This is a genomic window from Acinetobacter sp. X9 (genome assembly GCF_054889255.1).
This window is the reverse complement of sequence record NZ_CM142679.1, coordinates 1,416,012-1,437,485: the sequence shown is the minus strand read 5'-3', so window position 1 is coordinate 1,437,485 and position 21,474 is coordinate 1,416,012. Positions and strand designations below refer to the sequence as shown.

At 36.0% G+C, this 21,474-nt stretch carries 21 protein-coding genes; 6 read left to right on the top strand and 15 right to left on the bottom strand.

What is annotated here, in order from left to right:
• Positions 1 to 83 precede the first annotated feature (83 nt).
• Genes miaA through tsaE form a run of 3 tightly spaced genes read right to left on the bottom strand, consistent with a single transcriptional unit; the run spans position 84 to position 3,450 of the window.
• Positions 84 to 1,028 (bottom strand): tRNA (adenosine(37)-N6)-dimethylallyltransferase MiaA, encoded by a 945-nt coding sequence (miaA, locus tag ACYU0V_RS06795; protein ID WP_005068602.1) that lies wholly within the window; start codon positions 1,026 to 1,028, stop codon positions 84 to 86.
• A gap of 6 nt (positions 1,029 to 1,034) precedes the next feature.
• The gene (gene mutL / locus ACYU0V_RS06790; protein ID WP_057061886.1) at positions 1,035 to 2,984 is read right to left on the bottom strand and encodes a DNA mismatch repair endonuclease MutL; all 1,950 of its coding nucleotides are present in this window, start codon (positions 2,982 to 2,984) and stop codon (positions 1,035 to 1,037) included.
• On the bottom strand, positions 2,977 to 3,450 hold the full coding sequence (gene tsaE, locus ACYU0V_RS06785) for a tRNA (adenosine(37)-N6)-threonylcarbamoyltransferase complex ATPase subunit type 1 TsaE (protein ID WP_005068599.1): 474 nt from the start codon (positions 3,448 to 3,450) through the stop codon (positions 2,977 to 2,979). The genes mutL and tsaE overlap by 8 nt, the downstream gene beginning before the upstream one ends.
• Positions 3,451 to 3,570: 120 nt before the next feature.
• Between tsaE and ACYU0V_RS06780 the strand changes: the two genes are divergently transcribed.
• From ACYU0V_RS06780 to ACYU0V_RS06770, 3 genes are all read left to right on the top strand, one after another.
• Positions 3,571 to 4,479, top strand: coding sequence for a pseudouridine synthase (locus ACYU0V_RS06780; protein WP_461849513.1), 909 nt, complete (start codon positions 3,571 to 3,573; stop codon positions 4,477 to 4,479).
• A 111-nt stretch (positions 4,480 to 4,590) separates the two neighbouring features.
• The gene (locus tag ACYU0V_RS06775; RefSeq protein WP_002122138.1) at positions 4,591 to 4,899 is read left to right on the top strand and encodes a type II toxin-antitoxin system RelB/DinJ family antitoxin; all 309 of its coding nucleotides are present in this window, start codon (positions 4,591 to 4,593) and stop codon (positions 4,897 to 4,899) included.
• A gap of 98 nt (positions 4,900 to 4,997) precedes the next feature.
• Positions 4,998 to 5,441: a GNAT family N-acetyltransferase gene (locus ACYU0V_RS06770; protein ID WP_086265941.1), complete on the top strand. Its 444-nt coding sequence runs from the start codon at positions 4,998 to 5,000 to the stop codon at positions 5,439 to 5,441.
• On the opposite strand, the gene ACYU0V_RS06765 is transcribed toward ACYU0V_RS06770, so the two are convergent.
• Complete coding sequence (locus ACYU0V_RS06765; protein WP_032035478.1) at positions 5,434 to 6,138, bottom strand: pseudouridine synthase; 705 nt, start codon at positions 6,136 to 6,138, stop codon at positions 5,434 to 5,436. The two genes, ACYU0V_RS06770 and ACYU0V_RS06765, sit on opposite strands and share 8 nt — an antisense overlap.
• A 97-nt stretch (positions 6,139 to 6,235) precedes the next feature.
• Entirely contained in the window at positions 6,236 to 6,454 is a 219-nt protein-coding gene (locus tag ACYU0V_RS06760; RefSeq protein WP_002122273.1) for a hypothetical protein, read from the bottom strand.
• Between the two features lie 248 nt (positions 6,455 to 6,702).
• On the opposite strand from ACYU0V_RS06760, the gene ACYU0V_RS06755 reads away from it, so the two are divergent.
• Positions 6,703 to 7,155, top strand: coding sequence for a DUF441 domain-containing protein (locus ACYU0V_RS06755; RefSeq protein WP_086265940.1), 453 nt, complete (start codon positions 6,703 to 6,705; stop codon positions 7,153 to 7,155).
• 57 nt (positions 7,156 to 7,212) lie between these two features.
• Here the strand turns inward: ACYU0V_RS06755 and ACYU0V_RS06750 are convergent, their stop codons facing one another.
• From ACYU0V_RS06750 to ACYU0V_RS06740, 3 genes are all read right to left on the bottom strand, one after another.
• On the bottom strand, positions 7,213 to 8,133 hold the full coding sequence (locus tag ACYU0V_RS06750) for a LysR family transcriptional regulator (protein ID WP_002122195.1): 921 nt from the start codon (positions 8,131 to 8,133) through the stop codon (positions 7,213 to 7,215).
• Positions 8,134 to 8,403: 270 nt separating this feature from the next.
• A complete protein-coding gene (locus ACYU0V_RS06745; protein ID WP_461849511.1) occupies positions 8,404 to 9,201 on the bottom strand; it encodes a DUF4198 domain-containing protein in 798 nt (265 codons plus the stop codon).
• 153 nt (positions 9,202 to 9,354) lie between these two features.
• On the bottom strand, positions 9,355 to 9,783 hold the full coding sequence (locus tag ACYU0V_RS06740; protein ID WP_017398490.1) for a hypothetical protein: 429 nt from the start codon (positions 9,781 to 9,783) through the stop codon (positions 9,355 to 9,357).
• A gap of 224 nt (positions 9,784 to 10,007) precedes the next feature.
• Between ACYU0V_RS06740 and ACYU0V_RS06735 the strand changes: the two genes are divergently transcribed.
• Positions 10,008 to 11,207, top strand: coding sequence for an MFS transporter (locus tag ACYU0V_RS06735; RefSeq protein WP_068562728.1), 1,200 nt, complete (start codon positions 10,008 to 10,010; stop codon positions 11,205 to 11,207).
• Between the two features lie 26 nt (positions 11,208 to 11,233).
• On the opposite strand, the gene ACYU0V_RS06730 is transcribed toward ACYU0V_RS06735, so the two are convergent.
• Both ACYU0V_RS06730 and ACYU0V_RS06725 read right to left on the bottom strand, forming a co-directional pair.
• Positions 11,234 to 12,217: an ion transporter gene (locus ACYU0V_RS06730; protein WP_068562727.1), complete on the bottom strand. Its 984-nt coding sequence runs from the start codon at positions 12,215 to 12,217 to the stop codon at positions 11,234 to 11,236.
• A gap of 119 nt (positions 12,218 to 12,336) precedes the next feature.
• Positions 12,337 to 12,771, bottom strand: coding sequence for a hypothetical protein (locus tag ACYU0V_RS06725; protein ID WP_068562726.1), 435 nt, complete (start codon positions 12,769 to 12,771; stop codon positions 12,337 to 12,339).
• 661 nt (positions 12,772 to 13,432) lie between these two features.
• Here ACYU0V_RS06725 and ACYU0V_RS06720 point away from each other — a divergent pair.
• Positions 13,433 to 14,890: a DASS family sodium-coupled anion symporter gene (locus tag ACYU0V_RS06720; protein WP_461849508.1), complete on the top strand. Its 1,458-nt coding sequence runs from the start codon at positions 13,433 to 13,435 to the stop codon at positions 14,888 to 14,890.
• Between the two features lie 98 nt (positions 14,891 to 14,988).
• On the opposite strand, the gene ACYU0V_RS06715 is transcribed toward ACYU0V_RS06720, so the two are convergent.
• From ACYU0V_RS06715 to ACYU0V_RS06695, 5 genes are all read right to left on the bottom strand, one after another.
• A complete protein-coding gene (locus ACYU0V_RS06715; protein ID WP_424612845.1) occupies positions 14,989 to 15,492 on the bottom strand; it encodes a hypothetical protein in 504 nt (167 codons plus the stop codon).
• 4 nt (positions 15,493 to 15,496) lie between these two features.
• On the bottom strand, positions 15,497 to 16,624 hold the full coding sequence (locus ACYU0V_RS06710) for a GmrSD restriction endonuclease domain-containing protein (RefSeq protein ID WP_461849507.1): 1,128 nt from the start codon (positions 16,622 to 16,624) through the stop codon (positions 15,497 to 15,499).
• Positions 16,625 to 16,711: 87 nt separating this feature from the next.
• The gene (locus ACYU0V_RS06705) at positions 16,712 to 19,351 is read right to left on the bottom strand and encodes a bifunctional aconitate hydratase 2/2-methylisocitrate dehydratase (protein WP_005068571.1); all 2,640 of its coding nucleotides are present in this window, start codon (positions 19,349 to 19,351) and stop codon (positions 16,712 to 16,714) included.
• Between the two features lie 253 nt (positions 19,352 to 19,604).
• The gene (locus tag ACYU0V_RS06700) at positions 19,605 to 19,967 is read right to left on the bottom strand and encodes a hypothetical protein (protein WP_080759586.1); all 363 of its coding nucleotides are present in this window, start codon (positions 19,965 to 19,967) and stop codon (positions 19,605 to 19,607) included.
• A gap of 134 nt (positions 19,968 to 20,101) precedes the next feature.
• Positions 20,102 to 21,337, bottom strand: coding sequence for a lactonase family protein (locus ACYU0V_RS06695; RefSeq protein ID WP_461849504.1), 1,236 nt, complete (start codon positions 21,335 to 21,337; stop codon positions 20,102 to 20,104).
• Positions 21,338 to 21,474 lie beyond the last annotated feature (137 nt).

The window sequence follows — 21,474 nt, the reverse complement described above, 5'->3', positions numbered from 1 at the left end:
AAAAAAAATTTTTAAATCAGCGCAAAAAAACTATCTTTATTTTTCAACTAAAAATTATAAAAAGACAGTGTGCAAATTTTGCTTTATCCATAAGAGTTTCGCAAGTCTTCTTTCGCCTGCTTTATCGTCAAGTAAGTTTTAAAATCGTGTATTTCTTGCAAAGAACGTAACCACGTATATTGACGTTTGGCAAGTTGTCGTGTTGCAAATAAAGCTTTATCCTCCATTTCACGTTTACTTTTGAGACTTAGATCACTTTTTAATAGAAATTCTAGTGCTTGTCGATAACCCACCGAACGCATTGAGGGTAAATTTTCATCTAAATCGTATTTTTCAATTAGAGCTTCAACTTCACTCAAAAAACCGATATCCCACATTTTGCTTAATCTTTGCTCAATGCGTTGATGTAATTCTACCCGATCTGGAAGTAAAGCGTAGTTATGAAATATGTATCGATATGGTACGTTTTTTGGTTGTTCTGCCTGCAATTTAGTAATTGGTTCACCAGTAATTTTATAAACTTCAAGTGCACGAATAATCCTTTGCTTATCAGTTACATTAAACTTTATAGCGGCAGCAGGGTCTACAGAAACTAACTCATCATAAACTGCCTGCCATCCTTCGTTTAGAGCTTTTTCTTCAATTGCAGCTCGAACTTCAGCATTAGCACTTGGTAAATTACCAGATAACCCTTCTAACAGTGCCTTGAAATATAACATTGTCCCTCCTACTAAAATAGGAGTTTTGCCACGTGAATGCATTTCATCAATCAATTTACATGCATCTTCAACAAACTGAGCAGCTGAATAGACTTCCAGAGGAGTAATAATATCAATAAGACGATGAGGATAGAGTTCTTGCTCTTCACGAGTTGGTTTAGCCGTACCAATATCCATATCTTTATAGACAAGAGCGGAATCAACAGAAATTAGCTCAAAATTTCCACGCTCGTATAATTCACATGCCAAAGCGGTTTTTCCGCTCGCAGTTGGTCCCATTAAATTGATGACGGGCAATTGATTTGACATGTAAAACTACTCTCCTCGAGCAAATAATTTATCTAATTGAGATAATGGGAATGCACGCCAAGTTGGCCGTCCATGGTTACATTGGCTCGCAAATTCGGTTTGTTCCATTTGACGAAGTAAAGCATTCATTTCTGAAAGACTGAGTTGACGATGCGCACGTACGGCTCCATGACATGCCATTCCAGCTAACAACTCATCTCTTTTTTGAAGTAATCCTTGTGCTTCATCATTTGGATCTAAATCATTTAAAAGCTCTGGAATAAGATTTTCAAAATCAGCTTTTTGTAATATGGCAGGCACACCGCGAACAATAACTTGCTCATCACCATATAAATCAATTTCCAAACCTAAGCGCTCGAGCTGAGGTTTTAACTCTTCAACTCTAACGGCTTGCATACGGCTAATAGAAATCACCTTAGGTATAAGCAACTGCTGAGATGTCCAAAATTCAGGTTTATCCCAAGCATTTTTCATTTGCTGTAATAAAATACGTTCATGTGCCGCATGCATATCAACAATAATAAGCCCTTCGGTATTCTGCGCTAGAATATAAATTCCATGAAGTTGAGCAATTGCGATACCTAATGGAAATTCATCTACTTTAGCAGCTGGCTCAACATTCTCATTTACCGAAAAACTAGTAGGTTGGTCGCGAAGTGGGGCTAAATAAGTTTTTAAAGCATTATTTAGTTGAGCAGAACCATTATATTTTGGTGTTTGATCTGCATAGTGAACAGCTTGCGGACGACTAGCGTTAAAATCAGTTAATAATTCTGTCGGTGCAGGCTGAGTTCGTGCTTCACTGTCTGAATTTAAAGTTTCATTTGCACGGTGCAATGAAAATTGTTCTTGATATTTAGGCTGCGGCTGTACTGAATAATCTGATTGTTCATCTACTTTCATCGCTTGAGCTAAATCAGCACTCGCTGTCTGAAATTGGGATAGAGTTTCTTTTGCGTAATGCCTTACAAACTCATGCACTTCTCTTTGATTTAAAAATCGAATCTCATGTTTGGTCGGATGAACATTGACATCAATATTTTCAGGGTCAACCTCTAAAAAAAGTAAATAAGATGAATGTTGATGACCATGCAAAATACCGTCATAGGCCATGCGTAGCGCATGCGAAATCGTTTTATCTTTGACAATACGACCATTTACATAGACATATTGCATATCAGCCTGTGCACGTGCATCTGAAGGATGACCAAGCCAACCTGATAAACGCATACTAATACTTTCAGCATCCATCCAATATGCATTTTGAACAAATTGTGAGCCTAATAATTGCTGAACTCGCTGAAAACGTAGCTCTCCGCTATCCGCTATAGGTAAATTAATTCTTATATTATCATTATGTTCAAGCACAAAACGTATATCGAAATGCGTTAGAGCCAGACGACGAACAATCTCTTCAATATGACCAAATTCTGTAGTAGGTTTTTTTAAGAATTTACGGCGCGCAGGAACATTAAAAAATAAGTCCTGAACACGTATATGAGTTCCCTTTTGAGCAGCAACAGCTTGTACTTCTTGATGATCAAATGCTGTACCGTTTACTTCAACTTGATGACCAATACCACTTTCATCTTGGCTACTGGTCAAAGTCAATCTTGAAACCGCAGCAATCGAAGCTAAGGCTTCCCCACGGAACCCCAAACTCACAATCGCATGTAAATCTTCAGCAGTTTTAATCTTACTTGTGGCATGACGCATGACAGCAAGTGCCAAATCATCCGGATGAATACCATGCCCATTATCAATGATTTCGATTAAAGTCGAACCACCTTGAGCAATCCGTACAATCAGCTCAGTTGCACCTGCATCAATTGAGTTTTCTAATAATTCTTTGACCACAGAAGAAGGACGCTCAATCACCTCACCTGCTGCAATCTGGTTCGCTAACGCTGCGTCTAATGTATGAATACGACGTTGTGTTAGCTTTTCATCAGTCATGAAGCTGTTCCTGCAAAGTCTGGTACAAATTTTCTGTTGGTAAAGTTAACGTTACTAAACGAGTCAACTCATCATCTGACTTTTGAATGTCAATGATAATATCCGCTTGTGGAATTTCATCACCACCTTTAGAAGGCCATTCAAATAAAAATAATGCATCTGTGATATCTAAATAATCACGGATTCCCATTAATTCAAGTTCGTAGGGGTCATTCAAACGATATAAGTCAAAATGAAAAATTTCTTTATCATTAATTTTATACGGCTCAACAAGCGTATAAGTTGGGCTTTTAACAGAACCTTTATGGCCCAAAGCCTGTAAGAAATAGCGCGTAAGTGTGGTTTTACCCGCACCTAAGTCCCCAATTAAATAAATTACACCCGACTGAACATGCTGCGCCAAAGCTCGAGCTAGACGCTCAGTATCTTCTTCATGATTTAAGACCAATTTCAATGAATACGACATAGCACACATAACATGATTCAAAATAATCGATATGATAACATTGCCCTGCCTTAAAAGCCTACTTAAGCCTTAGAAGTTGGCTTTTTTTATATCAATTTTCTTAAATATTCACACTTTCTTATGTCTAGTCTAAACGAATTTCTGCCACCCATGATTGATGGAGTAAGTGCGAGTCAAGTCTATCTTCCTATGCAAACAGATGCTCAAACTATTTATGAGTATCTCTGTGGTCACTTTCCACATATTAAAACTGAAGAATGGGAACAAAGATTTCAAGACGGTCTTATATATGCGGCAAATGGGGATAAATTAACTTTAATCAGTCCGTATGTCGGCAACACCCATATTTTTTATTATCGCTTTCTGGCATATGAACCTCATGTGCCTTTTGAGCATCAAATTTTATTTGAAAATGATGATTTATTAGTAGTCGATAAACCACATTTTTTAACAATTAGCCCAACTGGACAATATGTTCAAGAAACTCTTTTAGTGCGACTAAAAAAACAAACAGGCAATGAATTTTTAACACCTATTCATCGTTTAGACCGTGAAACTGCTGGTGTCGTTCTATTTTGCAAACGGGTTGAATCGCGTGGCATATACCAACAATTATTTGCAGAGCGCCAAGTCAATAAAATTTATCACGCTGTTGCACCTTATAAAAAAGATTTAAATTTTCCTCAAATCTTACATTTGCATTTAGATAAAGGTCATCCTTTTTATACGATGCAGGTTATAGAAAATACGAAAGCCAATACCCAGACTTATATTGAGCTTATAGAGCACAACCAGATTTGGGCAAAATATCGTTTAACTCCTACAACGGGGAAACAGCACCAACTTCGCGTGCATCTTAATTATTTAGAAATCCCGATTAAAAATGATCCATTTTATCCCGTAGTTCAGCACAAAGCTGAAGATGATTTTTCAGAACCATTACAGCTTCTGGCTAAGCATATTTCATTTACAGATCCCCTCACAAAAGAGGGAATGTCTTTCAATTCTCAGTTTGAATTGACATTGTAATGTAACCGTAATGACAAAAAGATTATTTTTTATGCCAAAAAACATTGAAATTACATTGCGATGGTTTAAAATGAATTCCTAAAAATTAAAAATCATTTGGTTTTGTTATTCATGCGAAAAACAGAAGTTTATCAGGTTCGACTTGACTCCCAAGAGAAAAAACAGGCTTTTGCTGTTTTTAAGCAATTGGGAATTACCCCTGCCCAAGCGGTACGACTTTTTTTTAAACAGGTCGTATTAACTAAATCTATTCCATTTGCTATCGAAAATCAGAATATTAATATGGAACAATTATTAAAACTGAGAAAAGCAAAAGCATCGTCATTAAACCAAAATTCATCGACTTTAGCTGAAGATGATGACCATGAAGATTTATTTGAAGAATTGAATGCACTTCTTGGTGAAAGCGACAAAACTTAACACTGTTGCATTTATAAACAAGTTTTAACGTCAAAAAGCTCTTTTTTTCGTTATGCTCTCTTTGTAAAAAGATAATGATAAGTTACAAGGAGTGCCAAATGATCGTTAGACGAGCGACTTTTGAAGATTTAGAGCAACTCGCCGTTTTATTTGATGAATACCGCCAATTTTATGGGGCCTCTTCTAATTTTAATGAATCACTTCACTTCCTTAAACAACGTTTTGAGAATAGAGAAAGTGTGTTCTTCATTCATATTAAAGACGACAAAATTACGGGTTTTATTTTACTCTATTTAGGTTTTTCTTCAGTTGCATGTTCAACATACTATATCTTAGATGATGTCTATGTTACGCCTATTTTCCGTCGTCAAGGTTCTGCTAAACAGCTAATCGACACAGCAATCTTATTTGCAAAACAAGAGAATGCTTTACGGATTAGTTTGGAAACTCAAAGCAACAACCATGAATCTCATCGCTTATATGAACAAATGGGATTTATTCGAGATAGCGAGTTCCAAACCTTCCATTGTTTTCTCAAATGATATTTTGAGCGAGCTGTTTTTGTTGTTCAGATAAATAAACCCATTCTCCATCTTCAAGTTCAGGTAAAACCAATTGCCCTACTTGATGGCGATGTAATGCTTCTACCTTATTTCCCACAGCTGCAATCATTCTTTTTACTTGATGATAAACACCTTGATGAATCGTCATGGTTAATTGATGCGTTTCTAATATCGCTACATCCGTTGCAGCGAAAACACCTTTTTCCTGATGTAGGCTCACACCTTGGCTCAGCATTTCAATTTGCTCAGGTGTAACTGGATCTATAGTCGTAACATGATAAACCTTTGGCACATGTTTACGGGGATGAGTTAAAGCTTGAAGGTATTTACCATCATCGGTAAGTAAAAGTAAGCCCGTTGTATCTTGATCTAAACGACCAATAGCTTGCACACCACGTTGAATCATGATTTCTGGTAGAAGGCTAAATACGCTTTGATGATGATGAGGTTGGTGTGAACATTCAAAACCTTTTGGTTTTTTTAGAGCAAGGTAAACTTTTTCTCGATATTGATAAGTTTCCCCAAAAAGAGAAAATTCTAAATTTTCTGGAGAGAATTGCTTTTTAAGGTCACTTACAACCTCTCCATCAATACTTACAGATCCATTTTTTATTAACTGCTGACAATATTTACGAGAACCAAACCCTTGTGATTGTAAGATCTTTTCCAGCAGCATGAAGTTTTCTCATTAGAACTAAGCTGTTATTTTAACGTAGTTTCCATTTTTTACTAAACACTACTCTCTACTGTTTTCACTACTTGAATTAGCCTCCTTATTCTTCAACGACTCGATAAATATTTTCGTTCTGTTCGCTTTCAAATAATAATTCGGTAGTAGGCAAAATAATTTCATTATCAACAATAATATGCTCAATACGTTGGCTTAGTTTTAAAGATTCATTTTCATGTTCCACTAAATTTTTCTTTAGTTGTGCTTTTGCATCATGGATTTTATCAAACTGATCTTTGATCTTGATATCTATAATGTCCATAAAAATATCCTGTACTCATGAATAATGACTATTTTTATATCATAATTTTTAAACGGTATAATTTTTAACTTGTTAATTTATATAACATTGTGTTCAAGCGTAACCAAAAAATAAAACTCCTTATCATTGAGGGATATACAATCAATTTTTATTAAAAAAAACATCGATCAGCTGTATCTTTTAAAGCTTTAACATTAGGACTATTAAATATTATACAATTCCATTTTTTTATAACGCCCCCGCTCGCCATGCTTGCCCAATTTGATGTTAATTTAGTTGTTCTACTCGTTCTGCTTGTCTGCGGCTTATTAAGTCAAAATGCAGCTGTAACTATTGCAGCAGGTGTACTGATTGTCGTTAAAATCACCCCCTTAAATGAGTTTTTCCCTTATATTCAAGCACATGGTCTTAATTTAGGCATACTTATTTTAACCATTGGCGTACTGACACCAATTGCCAGTGGGAAACTCAGTGGTGAGAGTATTTTAAAATCATTTATTAGTTTTAAATCCCTTATGGCTATCGCAATTGGCCTATTAGTCGCCTGGCTAGGTGGTCGCGGAGTAAAACTAATGTCGAGCCAACCTGACGTAGTAGCAGGTTTACTTATTGGTACAGTTGCTGGTGTCGCCTTACTACGTGGTGTACCAGTCGGCCCTCTGATTGCAGCAGGTTTACTCTCTTTATTTATTGGTAAATAGAAGTCGATATAAGAAAGGTACAATTAAGCACCTTTTTAACACTTAGGCTAATTATTTTTAGCCAGAATAATAAGCGTTTCGCTTTAAAGAAAACTTTTCTAACTGCTTTAAAAATCCTTCAAAATAACTTTTCTCTTTTTCTTCAGTTCGATAGCCCGCATATAAAGTTCGTCTTAAACCTGTTGGTGAAACACAATCTAAACGACGACTAGTAACCCATCCCTTCTGTTCATACTCATTCACTACCCAATCAGGTAAAGCAGCAATACCTCGTCCACTTGCAACGAGTTGAATAAGCATTTGGGTTAAATCAGTTGTCCGTATTTGTTTAGGCTGAATATTCGCAGGGATGAAAAGTTTAGACATAATATCTAAACGGTGCTTATCAACTGGATAAGTAATTAAAACTTCTTCGGCCAACTCTTGAACTGTAATATTTTCAGCTCGTACCAAAGGGTGAGTATTTGATAAGACTAACCGTGACTCATATTCAAAAATCGGAAAATACTCAATTCCTTTTAATGCAATTGGGTCAGCTGTAATTAGTAAATCAAATTCTGCATTTTGTAAGAGTTCATGCGGATTGGCTTCAAAACCTGAAGCGAAGTCTAAATCTACATCTGGGTATTGCTGGCGATACTGATTTAATAAAGGCATTAACCAGTCAAAACAACTATGGCATTCCGATGAAAAAATAATTCTGCCTGTCTGCCCATGCACAATACGCGTGATATCACTGTGGGTAATCTGGATTTGTGGCAAAACATCATCCGCTAACTTTAATAAGCGCTGTCCAACATTAGAAAAACTAACTGGTCTACTTCGACGATTAACAACTTCTACCCCATACCAATGATCTAATTCTTTTAATTGATGGGAAATAGCAGATGGCGTTAAACAAAGGTCATTAGCTGCTGAAACTAATGAACCATGCTCACGTAAAGCAACTAAAGTTTTAAGGTGGCGTATTTCTAACATGGGCCCATGCCTAAAAAACAGATTTATCTATAAATGGAAAAAGCTCATATTTGCTTTTCCATAAAACTTTCGATAAATCTTTATTAATGAATTTTATTCACTTTAACATAAAATTAGTTAGTTTGTCTCAACATGAATTTTATTTCACTATTTTTATTGGCGATGAATTTTTGTTTCTTCAGGATCTAAGAGAAATTAAATTTTTTAATGAGTGAGAAGATTAAAACTAAAAATAGGCCTAATAAAGGCCTATTTTTTAAACACTAAAAACTATTGTGCTAAAACATTTAAGCTAATAATCGTATAGCTCTGATCTTTAGGTTTTAATTTCAAATTTAGAGGAGCTGTTACTTCTACTAAATACTCTCCAGCTTTTGGAAACGTAAGCTCAACTTGACCGTTGCTTTCTGCCTTAAACTGCTGCGCTTGCTTGTCAGTTGCACCCTTTTCTCTTAAATTCACTTCAGCATAAGCTAAAGGTTGTCCTTTTTCAGTTATGGTTAATTTTACAGGTTGAGCAGCTTTAATCTGGTTAGGATGTACAGAGAAACTAACTTTAATCGGTGTATTCAGGAGCTGGATATCTGAAACTTTTCCCTTAGAAAGATAACTTTGTAATGTCCACTCTCGTGTTACTTGCTCTGTTTTAATTGTTTTTGTTTTAAGGTCAGTCGGAATCAAATATTCACGTTCTGCTTTCGGTGGAGCTTTATCAGCTGGCATATCAAAAAATAAATGCCATGCTTTTTGATCATATACATATTTTAAAGGGTAACTCGCCTGAGTTTGAACAATGTATGTGCCTTCTTCAGGTAATTCTACATCAAATACAGTTGCAGACTTATGCAGAGCTTCTGAGTTGACAATTTTAATCTCATTTTTAGGAGTGATCACAGTAAGTTTCGCATCCTTTAAAGCATATTCACTATTTAACGCTTCTTCAGCATAACCAGCAATTACCGGCACTTGGGTTTGTTCTGTTTTATAAGCTACAGGAGCTACATAAGGTTCATGAGCAAAGCCTGTTGTACATATCAATGCAAGTGACGTCATTAGAAATCTATTCATTATTAAAAAATCCTGTTGTATAAAAAGTTAAAAATTTCAGACAAAATATAAGCGGATACAGTATACATAAATAAAAATAATTCTTATTATCATTAATAAATTTAATTTTATACAAAAAAAAGACCCGAAGGTCTTTCCTTATTTAATTTGATTTTATTGCTGCTTCATCTTTGGAAATGTTTGCTCGAAATCAATTAGCTTATAGCTTTTTACTAAATCATCTGGTCCGTAAGATACTTCGTATGAAGTTTCTTTACCATTAAAATATGCTTCTGTCGGAGTCCCAAATACTTCCCAAAGGCCGATTGAAGCCACATCTGCTACACCATGACCAAAAGCTCTGCCGACTTTCACCCACTTTGAATAACCTTGTTGAAAAGTATAGATCTCAACGCGTGTTCCATCCCGGTATTCTGAAAGTACAGGCGCACCAAACTCGGCAATCACATAATTACGAGAACTGCCTGGATTTAGAACATTTAAATTTTTTTTACTTGGTTGATTACCCGCCATAAATACTGCGCAACCAGACATAGATAACATGGCCATACCCATAAGGCAGGTAATAAATAATTTTCTCACGTTTTAGCATCTCTATTTTTAGATATTTATACAAATTGTTGTAATGCTTAAAGTATTACGCGGTAATCATATATAATTTTTAAAAGTTTTTCGATGAATTAATCTATATAAAATTTAAATTTACTTCATTTGAATATGTAATCATTCCCTCAATATTTTAGTTTTTTATTATTCTGTTCTCTTTTCCCTTATACTTCTCTTTTTGTGTCTTCCTTTAACTTATTATGGCGTCCCCGCAATCTCCTCTTTCCACACCTCAACATTACTCTCTCTTTTTAGCAATTTTCTCACTCGCTGTAGGTGGTTTTTGTATTGGAACCACTGAATTCGTCGCAATGGGACTGATTCAGGAAATTGCAAATAATTTAAATATTACAGTACCTGAAGCTGGCCACTTTATTAGTGCCTACGCATTGGGTGTAGTTATTGGTGCTCCTATCATCGCTATTCTTGGAGCTAAAGTACCTAGAAAAACTTTATTGCTCGGCTTAATGCTTTTTTATGGTGTTGCGAATGCCTGTACTGCTTTAGCTCATACACCTGAAACTGTTTTAGTCTCACGTTTCATTGCAGGTCTACCACATGGGGCATATTTTGGAGTCGGCGCATTAGTTGCAGCTGAACTAGCGGGTCCATCAAGAAGAGCTTCTGCGGTTGCCCAAATGATGATGGGCCTTACAGTAGCAACTGTAATTGGTGTTCCTCTAGCAACTTGGTTAGGCCAAAACTTTGGTTGGAGAGCAGGTTTTGAGTTTTCAGCAACTATTGCATTCGTCACTTTAATTGCTGTTGGCTTCTTTGTACCCAATATCCCAGTTCAAGCTACTGCCAGTATAAAAACTGAATTAGCTGGCCTTAAAAATATCAACATGTGGTTAACACTAGCAGTGGGTGCAATCGGTTTTGGAGGCATGTTTTCAGTTTATAGCTATGTCTCACCAATTTTGACTGAATACACACAAGTTAATATCCAAATCGTCCCTATCGCTTTAGCTATCTGGGGTATAGGTATGGTTATTGGAGGTTTAGCAGCAGGATGGCTTGCAGATAAGAACCTCAACAAAACTATAGTGGGTGTATTAATTAGCTCAGCTATCGCTTTTGTTGTCGCTAGTTTCTTAATGAGTAATATCTATACTGCCATCGCATCTTTATTTTTAATTGGTCTCACGGTAATGGGGTTAGGCGGAGCATTACAGACTCGTCTAATGGATGTCGCAGGTGATGCCCAAACTTTAGCTGCCTCACTCAACCACTCTGCATTTAATATGGCCAATGCATTAGGTGCATTTTTAGGGGGCTGGGTACTCAGTCACCAAATGGGTTGGATCGCTCCAATCTGGGTAGGTTTTGTTTTAAGCCTTGGCGGTCTGGTTATTTTACTTATCGCATTTGCAGTAGAAAAAGCCAGCAAAAAAGCTTAATTAAAGAAAAGGCTAACTTATTACTTCTAATCAGTTAGCTTTCCACCACAGTGTGGGCAATAACATTTTTTCTCTCGGACGGACTCTTCTTCCTCTAATACTTTTTCACGCATAATTTGAATAATCAGGTTATGCGCTTGCTCTTTTGGCAATCCTACTTTTTGACGGACCCGCTCAATTTCAACTTCATCATGTAAAATATCAATACCTCGTGCTTGAAGTAGCTCACGAAACTCTTGCTCTAGTCTCTGATTCCGTTGATTAAGCTCATTTGCAAGTCCAGACGCCAAAATACCAGCAGGCAATGCTGCAATACCCACACCTAAAATAGTAATAAGCGCCCCTAATAACTTTCCTAGGCTAGTTACAGGAGTGACATCGCCATACCCCACTGTAGTTAAGGTAACCACAGCCCACCACATAGATTGAGGTATTGAACTAAAAGCTTCTGGCTGAGCCTTGTTTTCAACCACATAAATTCCAGAAGCAGTCATAATAATCATGATAATTAAAATAAAGATAACTGCTTGAAAAGATCCCTTCTCACGTTTAATCACACATAACAATATTTGTAGTGAGACGAAATAGCGCGTTAATTTTAATAAACGAAGTAAACGTAAAATCCGAAGCATACGAAGATCGATTCGTACAAAGAAATTCAGGTAAGCTGGCAAAATTGCCATCAAATCAATAATTGCTTCTCCACTTTTCATCCAATTCAAGCGAGTTTTCCATGCGGATTGCGTCGTATCTCGATCTGCAACACTCCACAACCTTAATAAATACTCAATACTAAAAATTACGATTGAAACATTCTCAAAGTAGTCAAACCAAATACGATAATTTGAGTACAAATCATTTACTGTTTCCAATAAAACAGCAGCGACGTTACCAATAATTAAAATAACTAAAAAATAATTAATACATCTACTTACGGTAGTTTCATAGTCATGATTATGAAGATTATTATAGAAAAACTTACGCAATCCCTTCAACGCTGAATTTTGCATATTGATCTGACCACTTGATATTGAAGATATAGTAAGCTCTCGCTGCCTATTCACCAATACGGTCTTTAATAAATTTTCCTTAACACGCTTCGGTAATTAAAATTTTATATTTTTCTACTTCAGCTCGCCGCTACACATCGGAATTCATTTTCTTTCCACCACATCACATCATAGATTCCCGGATGTGATTTTAAGATAATATTTATATAATTTTGAAGCACCATAATATGATGGGTAATATCAATTTTTCGAAATAAAAACTTTCTTAAAATAGGTGTATTCGGTGAAATAAAAATTGCGTATCCATTTCTATATTCTTCATAGACACTTATTCCAAGATACATCGTTATTTCAGGCAATGGAATTTCAATTTGCCATCCCCAATTTTCACTATATAGTTCAACATTTAAATGATATCTATTTTTCAATATACTAAAAATATATTGCGCGATGTCTTCAGTTTTTTGAACTAAAATTCCTCCTTCGTTGGAGTGTATTTTTTGTTCATATAGTTGATAATCATCAAATTTAAATTCAACTATTGTCTTTAGCATTCTCAAATTCCCTATATAAAATACCCATATTTTTTTTAATTATTTTTAAGTTCGTTTAGTTATTTTAAAACAAAAAACCAGTTAATTACTACTACTATATTCAATTTTATATATATCAAATTTTAAAATGATATATTTAACGTTTTTTAAATAAACTCATGACTCATTTCACGCTTTCAATAAAATCAACAACTCAGAAAGACCAATTTTTATCCAAAATTATATCTAAGTTATTTTATTTAATAATTTTTTACACCTGTTATACCTTAATCTAGATATATAATTTATTTTTTGATCTTTAATATTTTCTAAAAATTAGTATTAGAATATATTAATTTATTTAGATATCTTTATAGCTTTTTTTAAAATTAACCATACTAAGTACTATTTATTAGACTGATATCTATACAGAAAATTTATCATTCTGACATCCATTTCAGAGTTAAAAGTTCAGTAAAACTTAATAATTTAGGTTTAAATTAAGAAATATTTAACTTAAAAGAATGACGTTTTCATAGAAATGAAAGCTAGTACTTATTGCTTGTGATTTTTTGAATTCTTGAATCATTTAATCGATAATAGAACTTTAATACTTATGTCTTTAGCGATTTACTCATAAAGAACTTTAATTTTTAATCATACGAAAACAAGGGGAAATTACATGGGATTTAAAGCCCTCCCTACACTTATTTCTTTATTTATTACATTGTTAATCTGGTTCGTGATTCCTGTACCAAGTGGTGTTGATCCTGATGCTTGGCATTTGTTAGCGATGTTTGTCGGTGTAATTGCCGCAATCATCGGTAAAGCGATGCCAATTGGTGCCATTGCTATAATTGCAATAACTTTAGTCGCTATTACTGGCGTGACTAACACGAGCCCAAGCGGTGCAATTCAAGATGCTCTTAGTAGCTTTGCTAATCCACTCATCTGGTTGATTGGTATTTCCATTATGATTTCCAAAGGTTTGCAAAAAACTGGATTGGGTGCACGGTTAGGCTATTTATTTATCGCAGTTTGGGGCAAGAAAACCATTGGGATTGGCTATAGCATGGTACTTTCAGAACTCATTCTCGCCCCTGTAACGCCAAGTAATACTGCACGTGGTGGCGGAATTATTCATCCGATTGTACTGGCAATTTCTACTAGTTATGATTCTGATCCAGCCAAAGGCACCGAAGGTCGGATGGGAAAATATCTATCATTAGTTAACTACCAAGCCAACCCGATTACCTCTGCGATGTTTATTACAGCAACTGCCCCTAACCCATTAGTCGTTGATTTAGTGGCAAAGGCGACCAATAGTGAAATTTCATTAAGTTGGAGCACTTGGGCATTGGCAATGTTATTACCTGGTTTGATTGCTTTAATTATTATGCCTTTGATTATGTATTTGATGTATCCACCCGAAGTCAAAGAAACGCCTAATGCAGCTCAATTTGCTAAAACTAAATTAAAAGAAATGGGTCCAGTCAGTAAAAATGAAATCATCATGCTTGGTGTATTCGGTATTTTATTGATGCTATGGGCAGGTATTCCTGCCATGATTTTGGGCTCCGCTTGGGCTGTTGACCCAACGACGACTGCCTTTATTGGTTTAGGATTATTGCTACTTACAGGTGTTTTAACTTGGGATGATATTCTGACGCAAAAGAATGCGTGGGATACGATTACTTGGTTCGCAGCATTAGTCATGATGGCGACTTATTTAAATAAGCTTGGCTTAATCACGTGGTTCTCGAGTGTTTTAGAAACCAGTATTGGTCATTTAGGTCTAAGCTGGATGCCTGCTTGTCTATTATTAATGCTTGCTTATCTGTATGCACATTATATGTTTGCTAGTACCACAGCACATATTACCGCCATGTTTGCAGCCTTTTATACGGCAGGACTTGCACTCGGTGCACCGCCAATGCTCTTTGCTTTAATGATGGCAGCAGCTTCTAGCATTATGATGACATTAACCCATTATGCGACTGGCACTTCCCCTGTAGTGTTCGGTTCGGGTTACACCACACTTGGTGAATGGTGGAAAGCTGGCTTTGTCATGAGCGTGGTTAATATCATTATTTTTGTGGTGATTGGTGGACTTTGGTGGAAAGTGTTGGGCTATTGGTGATTTAAAAACACCCTATCAAATTTTTAGGGTGTTTTTTAACTTTCATTATACTTACAAGGCAATTATTAAAAATAATATATTTTTTCTTAATAGTATATCTATCTTATATGTTTAACAAGAAAACTATATATATTTACAAATATTGGATAAACTGCATGCAACTCTTGTATATAAAATTGAGGTGAATGATAAGCCTGATTACCAATATAATAATTATGTGCCGCTTCATTCCTCAAAGTTTTAAGGTTATTTAATTTAGATTCTAAAACAACAAAATCTCCACTTTGCTTTAACCAAAGTATTAACTCTTGTGTTTTTGAAAGTCCTAAAATTTTTATTAGCAAGCTCTTAAAATGATCTGAAAATGTAAATCCATAACTTCTATTTATATTAGATTCACCATCTTTCTTTAAAGTTGATTCACTAATATTTTTCATAGCTCTAAACATTAAAATATCTATACTATTTTCTAACCACCCACAATATTCAATTAATGCAAGTTTACTATAAAATATCTTATGCATATTAGAATTAGAACGGTTATACAATTTATCAAGTTCTTTTAAATTTTTACCAATTTTAGTTTTTGTAACACCGGCCATGAAGTTAATACCCAAATATTTCTTTTGCCTTGTTCAAGCGCGCTGTAACTTTTTCTTTAGAAGCCAGCCCCTCTTTCAACGCGATAAGTGAAAAATTTTCATCTGAACGTAATTCATTAATTTTTTGTTTAAATAAATTAGGATCTAACAAATTTGGATTATCTAAATTATTAAAAACACCGTATAAAATAGCTTCAATAATGGATTTACTAAACTTAGAAACTCTATTGTCATTAAAGACAATATCCCAAGTTTTATGCATTTTTTCTTCCCACTGATTTACTTTTTTTTCAGATATATTTTTATTATCATCCATAAAATCATTTAAAAAAGTTGCTAACTTTCCTTTGTATGAACTTAACTTTTCAGAAAAAGCAAAAATTCGAAGGTATAATTCCTCAAATTGAAACCTATAGCTATTACGATTCATAGAATGATTTTTATTTAAAGGAATAATTTCATAATTAAAAAAAGATTGTGATCTTTCATGTTTTGCGAGTGCTTTTAATAAATTATTAAAAGAACCTTCATATATACAATTTCTTATTTCTTGATTATTTAACCTATTTCCACCAGAATTCAATCTATGGAAAATTGTGAACAAATACTTCATATGTGATTTTTTCGAATAGTCACACCGTAAAACTGTAACTGGAATTGTAATATTTTCTATTTTAGAAAAAATATCGCGATTATCTTTAGAGATTTGAGCTGGTGTCTTACCACGTAATTTCTCATCAATATCTTTTATATTAGAAATTTTCCAATTATCTTCATTTAAAAAGCTTATAATTGAAGATATTCTTTGTAAACCGTCAATAATTAGCCGTTGATCTGTTTTGTAATCTAAACTAATACACATACTTGGAATTGGCAATTGCTTAGCCAAAGAATCGATAAATCTTGATTTAGCACTAATACTCCAAACTAAATTTCGTTGAAAATCAGGATCAATTTTTAACTGATTCGATTTATACATACGAAATAAATCTGCACAAGATCTCAACTCATTAAAAGCAATTATATCCGATGGTGGAGTTTCCCCTTCTAAATCCTCATCAAATAATTCTTCTTCTTGTTCCAATAATTCTTCATTTGTATCAATTTCTGCAAAATTTAATTGTTCACTCATATAAATTACCTCTAGTTATAATCTTATTTAAATACAAAATAAAATAAGGGCTGATTAATCAGCCCTTATTTTTAGCTAAATCAATAATTAAGTCAATTGAGCAGCTTGGATTTTCTTAGTATCAACTTGATCAGCTTCTTTAGTATATTCGCTCATCTTGTCGAAGTTTAAGTATTTGTAGATGTCAGCAGAAGCGCTGTCGATTTGCGACGCGTACTGTTGATATTCTTCTGGGCTTGGTAATTTACCAAGAACCGCAGCTACAGATGCAAGCTCAGCAGACGCTAAGTAAACGTTTGCACCTTGACCTAAACGGTTCGGGAAGTTACGAGTAGAAGTCGATACACAAGTTGTGTTCGGCGCTACACGTGCTTGGTTACCCATACATAATGAACAGCCCGGCATCTCTGTACGTGCACCAGCACGGCCATAGATGTTATACAAGCCTTCTTCCATTAATTGGTGCTCGTCCATACGAGTTGGTGGAGCCAACCATAAACGAGTAGACAATGAACCACCAGGTACTTTGTCAAGTAACTGACCAGCTGCACGGAAGTGACCGATGTTAGTCATACAAGAACCGATGAATACTTCATCAATCTTGTCGCCTTGAACGTCAGAAAGAAGTTTCGCGTCATCTGGATCGTTCGGGCAGCAAAGAATTGGTTCTTTGATGTCAGCTAGATCGATTTCGTAAACTTTTAAGTATTCAGCATCAGCATCAGCTTTTAACAAGCTTGGGTTATCTAACCACTTCTGCATGTTTTCAGCACGACGAGCAAGTGTGCGTGCATCGCCATAACCTTCTGCGATCATCCACTTCAACATCGTGATGTTAGAACGTAGGTATTCAGCAACTTTCTCTTCAGAAAGTGTGATTGAACAGCCTGCAGCTGAACGTTCAGCAGAAGCATCAGAAAGTTCGAATGCTTGCTCAACAGTCAAGTCATTTTCCATTTCTGATAAATCGATCTCAAGGATACGACCAGAGAAGATATTTTTCTTACCTTTCTTCTCTACAGTTAAATCACCCGCTTGAATTGCGTAGTAAGGAATTGCATGTACAAGGTCACGTAAAGTGATACCAGGTTGCATTTTACCTTTAAACTTAACAAGTACAGATTCAGGCATATCAAGTGGCATAACACCAGTTGCTGCTGCAAACGCAACAAGACCAGAACCCGCTGGGAATGAAATACCGATTGGGAAACGAGTATGTGAGTCACCACCAGTACCTACTGTATCTGGAAGTAACATACGGTTTAACCAAGAGTGGATAATACCGTCACCTGGACGTAAAGATACACCACCACGGTTCATGATGAAGTCAGGTAATGTATGGTGAGTTGTTACGTCAACTGGTTTTGGATACGCAGCAGTGTGACAGAAAGACTGCATCACTAAGTCAGATGAGAAGCCCAAGCATGCTAAGTCTTTTAACTCGTCACGAGTCATTGGACCTGTCGTATCTTGAGAACCAACTGTAGTCATTTTAGGTTCACAGTAAGTTCCTGGACGGATACCTTGACCTTCTGGTAAACCACATGCGCGGCCAACCATTTTTTGAGCTTGTGTGAAGCCTTTGCCAGTGTCAGCAGGTTGTACTGGAGTACGGAACAATGTAGAAGGTGCAAGACCTAGTTCTTCACGTGCTTTAGCAGTTAAACCACGACCAATGATCAAGTTAATACGACCACCCGCACGTACTTCGTCTAAAAGTACTGGAGTTTTAAGATCTGCTTCAGAGATTTGTACGCCATCTTTAAAGGCAGTTACTTTTGCAGCAGCATGGTCAATTTTCAATACTACTTCGTCGCCCATGTTCATGTTAGCAACGTCGATTTCTACAGGTAATGCACCTGCATCTTCCATAGTATTGAAGAAAATTGGAGCGATCTTAGAACCTAAGCACACACCACCGTCTTTTTTATTTGGAATGTGTGGAAGTTCATCACCAAAGAACCAAAGAACAGAGTTAGTTGCAGACTTACGGCTTGAACCCGTACCAACAACGTCACCTACGTAAGCAACTTGATTGCCTTTCGCGATAAGTTCTTTAATTTGGCTTAATGGACCAACTTCACCTGGTTTTTCAGGGTTGATACCATCACGCTCGTTTTTCAACATTGCATTTGCGTGTAATGGAATGTCTGGACGGCTCCAAGCATCTTGAGCTGGAGACAAGTCATCAGTGTTTGTTTCACCAGTTACTTTGAACACAGTGATTTTGATTTCTTCCGGAACGTCAGGACGGCTAGTGAACCATTCTGCTTCAGCCCAAGATTGTAAAACAGCTTTAGCGGCTTCATTACCAGCTTTTGCTTTATCTGCTACATCATGGAATGCATCAAATACAAGAAGAGTTTTCTTTAATGCCTCAGCAGCTAAGCCTGCAAGTTCAGCATTGTCAAGAAGCTCAACAAGTGGTGCTACGTTATAACCACCTAGCATAGTACCAAGTAAGTAAACTGCACGTTCTTTAGAAACGAGTGGTGAAGTTGCTTCGCCTTTTGCAATCGCTGCCAAGAATGCTGCCTTTACGTAAGCTGCTTGGTCAACACCTGCAGGAACACGGTTTTCAAGCAAATCTACCAAGAACGCTTCTTCGCCTGCTGGTGGATTTTTTAATAGTTCAACAAGCTGAGCTGTTTGAGCGTCATCAAGTGGCTTCGGTGGGACTCCGAGTGCGGCACGTTCTTCAACGTGTTGGCGGTAAGCTTCTAGCACGGTGTTCATTCCTCTTTTTTTGAAAAATTACTTGCAAATTCCAGCTTTCTTAAAAGCTTCACAAGTAATATGGACTACAAAAGTTTACTAGAGTTCAAGGTAAAAGTTAATGAGCGCGGGGTGTTTCTCCGTGATGCCCATTATTTTGTATCTAAATACCCGTGTCTAAATAATAAGCATATTAGGCGGATTTGAGCTATTTTTAAGCAAAAATAGCTTCAGCCAGATGAAAATTCAATAACCTCATCCACAATTAGAATGATTTATATTTTGGCATTTTGTCATGAGGGGTTGCCAAACATTCATCCATCATTTGCTTTCTAACTTTTTCTTGAATTGCTTGAGGATCTTTTGTCAGTTCCTCTTTTGGAATTGCATAAACTTTTTCAATAACATTAAGAATGAATTTTTTAGTTATCTCATCTTCAATCTTATTTGCATGCTCAACTGCCTGCGTTTTTTCAATTGCTTGCTGACGATCAAAAACAATACTTCTTGCTGCGTTTCCTACGCTAGTACAAAAGCCATGCCACTGCTCTTCTGGTGTTAATGGTTTCTTTTCTGAACAACCCACAAAGAGCAAACTCATTGCAATCAATAAAATCTTTTTCATCATCTCACTACACTAATTATTGCTGTCCATATCATACGGAAAATCATCGTTTTTGCCAAAACCGCTATAAAAAACCGAGATCACAAAATCTCGGTCTTTTGTATTAAGCATTAGACATGCCTGTTTCATGATTTGAATTAATTAAAGAATTTGATATCCGTAGGTGTTGATATTTTTGCTGCATCGCCAGCTGGTTTTAAAGTGCCATTTTTTGCATCAAAACGGAATAAACTAATATTGTTACTATAAACATTGGTTACATATAGATACTTACCAGATGCATCAAATGAGAAAGCACGTGGTTCAATACCATTCGCTTTATAAACAACTGGCTTAGCTAGCAATCCATTCTGTTGTATTTTAAATACTAAAAGTTTGTTGTCTGCACCTCGATTGGCAGCAATCACATATTTACCATTTGGGCTAAGGATAATTCCACTCGCACTCTTAAATTCAGGTGTTTTGTCCTCGTGGATTAGTTTTAGCTCGGCCACTTTTTTCAAATGACCATCTTGCACGTTAAATGTCACAATTTCACTTCGCATTTCTGCGGTAACATACGCATGTTTGCCATTTGGTGAAAAGACCATATGACGCGGGCCAGAACCATGCTTAAAAATTACATCGCGGTTAGTATCCGCTTCGAGTGGCTGAGCTTTATTTGGGTTATAACGAAACGCATAGACTTTGTCATTTCCAAGATCGCTAGCATATAGATACTTACCATCCGAACTAAAAGTTGTCGAATGAGCATGTCCACTTTCTTGGCGACCTTTAACGTGGCCAGAACCTTCCTCAAAAACAATATTTTGTACTTTTTCACCCAAATGGCCATTTGGTAAAATTGGCAAAACAGCCACACCACCACGGCCTTTATCGAATGCAGAATAGTTCGACACAAACAGGAACTTACCATCTAAACTAATTGTTGCATGTGTTGGATGTCCACCATGACTATCCACTGTGTTCAACACTTCCACCTTTCCATTTTGAATAGATAATGCGGTCACCGCACCTTCGTTTTCTTCATTAGTGGTATATGCAAAACGACCATCTTTCGATTTCACAATCCAAGAAGGACTTTTCATTTTCAGCACTTTAACAGGAGTTAAAGTTCCATCGTTATTCACTTGAAGCTGGTACAAACCTTCACTGGCTTGTTTTGGTTTTTGCGCAAGCGGTGCATTAGGAATTGATGTCCATGTTCCTACTAAAGCAATTTGTTGTTGTGCAGCATTTACGGTGGAGCACCATCCAAATGACAAGAGCGTCAATGACAATGTTGCTGTTAATTTTTGAATTAGGCCACGATATTTAACATTGATATCGTTTTCCTTGCCATTTTTAATTTCAACATAAGTATCTATATTCACTACTATATCCTTGAAAAAACCCACCTTATTTGCATTTATCAACAAGGTATATCAATCTAATTTCATTTAATGTTTCTGAAAACTAATTTATAAAACAGCCATTTTCAAGTGAATTTTCTTTAATCAATACCTATCCA

Excerpts from the sequence above, each read along its gene's own strand:
- ACYU0V_RS06745 (WP_461849511.1), bottom strand. The coding sequence starts at position 9,201 with ATGAATAGATTTCTAATGACGTCACTTGCATTGATATGTACAACAGGC.
- ACYU0V_RS06735 (WP_068562728.1), top strand. The coding sequence starts at position 10,008 with ATGGCGTCCCCGCAATCTCCTCTTTCCACACCTCAACATTACTCTCTC.
- ACYU0V_RS06715 (WP_424612845.1), bottom strand. The coding sequence starts at position 15,492 with ATGGCCGGTGTTACAAAAACTAAAATTGGTAAAAATTTAAAAGAACTT.
- ACYU0V_RS06780 (WP_461849513.1), top strand. The coding sequence starts at position 3,571 with ATGTCTAGTCTAAACGAATTTCTGCCACCCATGATTGATGGAGTAAGT.
- ACYU0V_RS06730 (WP_068562727.1), bottom strand. The coding sequence starts at position 12,217 with ATGCAAAATTCAGCGTTGAAGGGATTGCGTAAGTTTTTCTATAATAAT.
- ACYU0V_RS06770 (WP_086265941.1), top strand. The coding sequence starts at position 4,998 with ATGATCGTTAGACGAGCGACTTTTGAAGATTTAGAGCAACTCGCCGTT.
- ACYU0V_RS06755 (WP_086265940.1), top strand. The coding sequence starts at position 6,703 with ATGCTTGCCCAATTTGATGTTAATTTAGTTGTTCTACTCGTTCTGCTT.
- ACYU0V_RS06775 (WP_002122138.1), top strand. The coding sequence starts at position 4,591 with ATGCGAAAAACAGAAGTTTATCAGGTTCGACTTGACTCCCAAGAGAAA.
- ACYU0V_RS06765 (WP_032035478.1), bottom strand. The coding sequence starts at position 6,138 with ATGCTGCTGGAAAAGATCTTACAATCACAAGGGTTTGGTTCTCGTAAA.
- ACYU0V_RS06760 (WP_002122273.1), bottom strand. The coding sequence starts at position 6,454 with ATGGACATTATAGATATCAAGATCAAAGATCAGTTTGATAAAATCCAT.
- ACYU0V_RS06700 (WP_080759586.1), bottom strand. The coding sequence starts at position 19,967 with ATGATGAAAAAGATTTTATTGATTGCAATGAGTTTGCTCTTTGTGGGT.
- ACYU0V_RS06750 (WP_002122195.1), bottom strand. The coding sequence starts at position 8,133 with ATGTTAGAAATACGCCACCTTAAAACTTTAGTTGCTTTACGTGAGCAT.
- mutL (WP_057061886.1), bottom strand. The coding sequence starts at position 2,984 with ATGACTGATGAAAAGCTAACACAACGTCGTATTCATACATTAGACGCA.
- ACYU0V_RS06710 (WP_461849507.1), bottom strand. The coding sequence starts at position 16,624 with ATGAGTGAACAATTAAATTTTGCAGAAATTGATACAAATGAAGAATTA.
- ACYU0V_RS06725 (WP_068562726.1), bottom strand. The coding sequence starts at position 12,771 with ATGCTAAAGACAATAGTTGAATTTAAATTTGATGATTATCAACTATAT.
- ACYU0V_RS06720 (WP_461849508.1), top strand. The coding sequence starts at position 13,433 with ATGGGATTTAAAGCCCTCCCTACACTTATTTCTTTATTTATTACATTG.
- miaA (WP_005068602.1), bottom strand. The coding sequence starts at position 1,028 with ATGTCAAATCAATTGCCCGTCATCAATTTAATGGGACCAACTGCGAGC.
- tsaE (WP_005068599.1), bottom strand. The coding sequence starts at position 3,450 with ATGTCGTATTCATTGAAATTGGTCTTAAATCATGAAGAAGATACTGAG.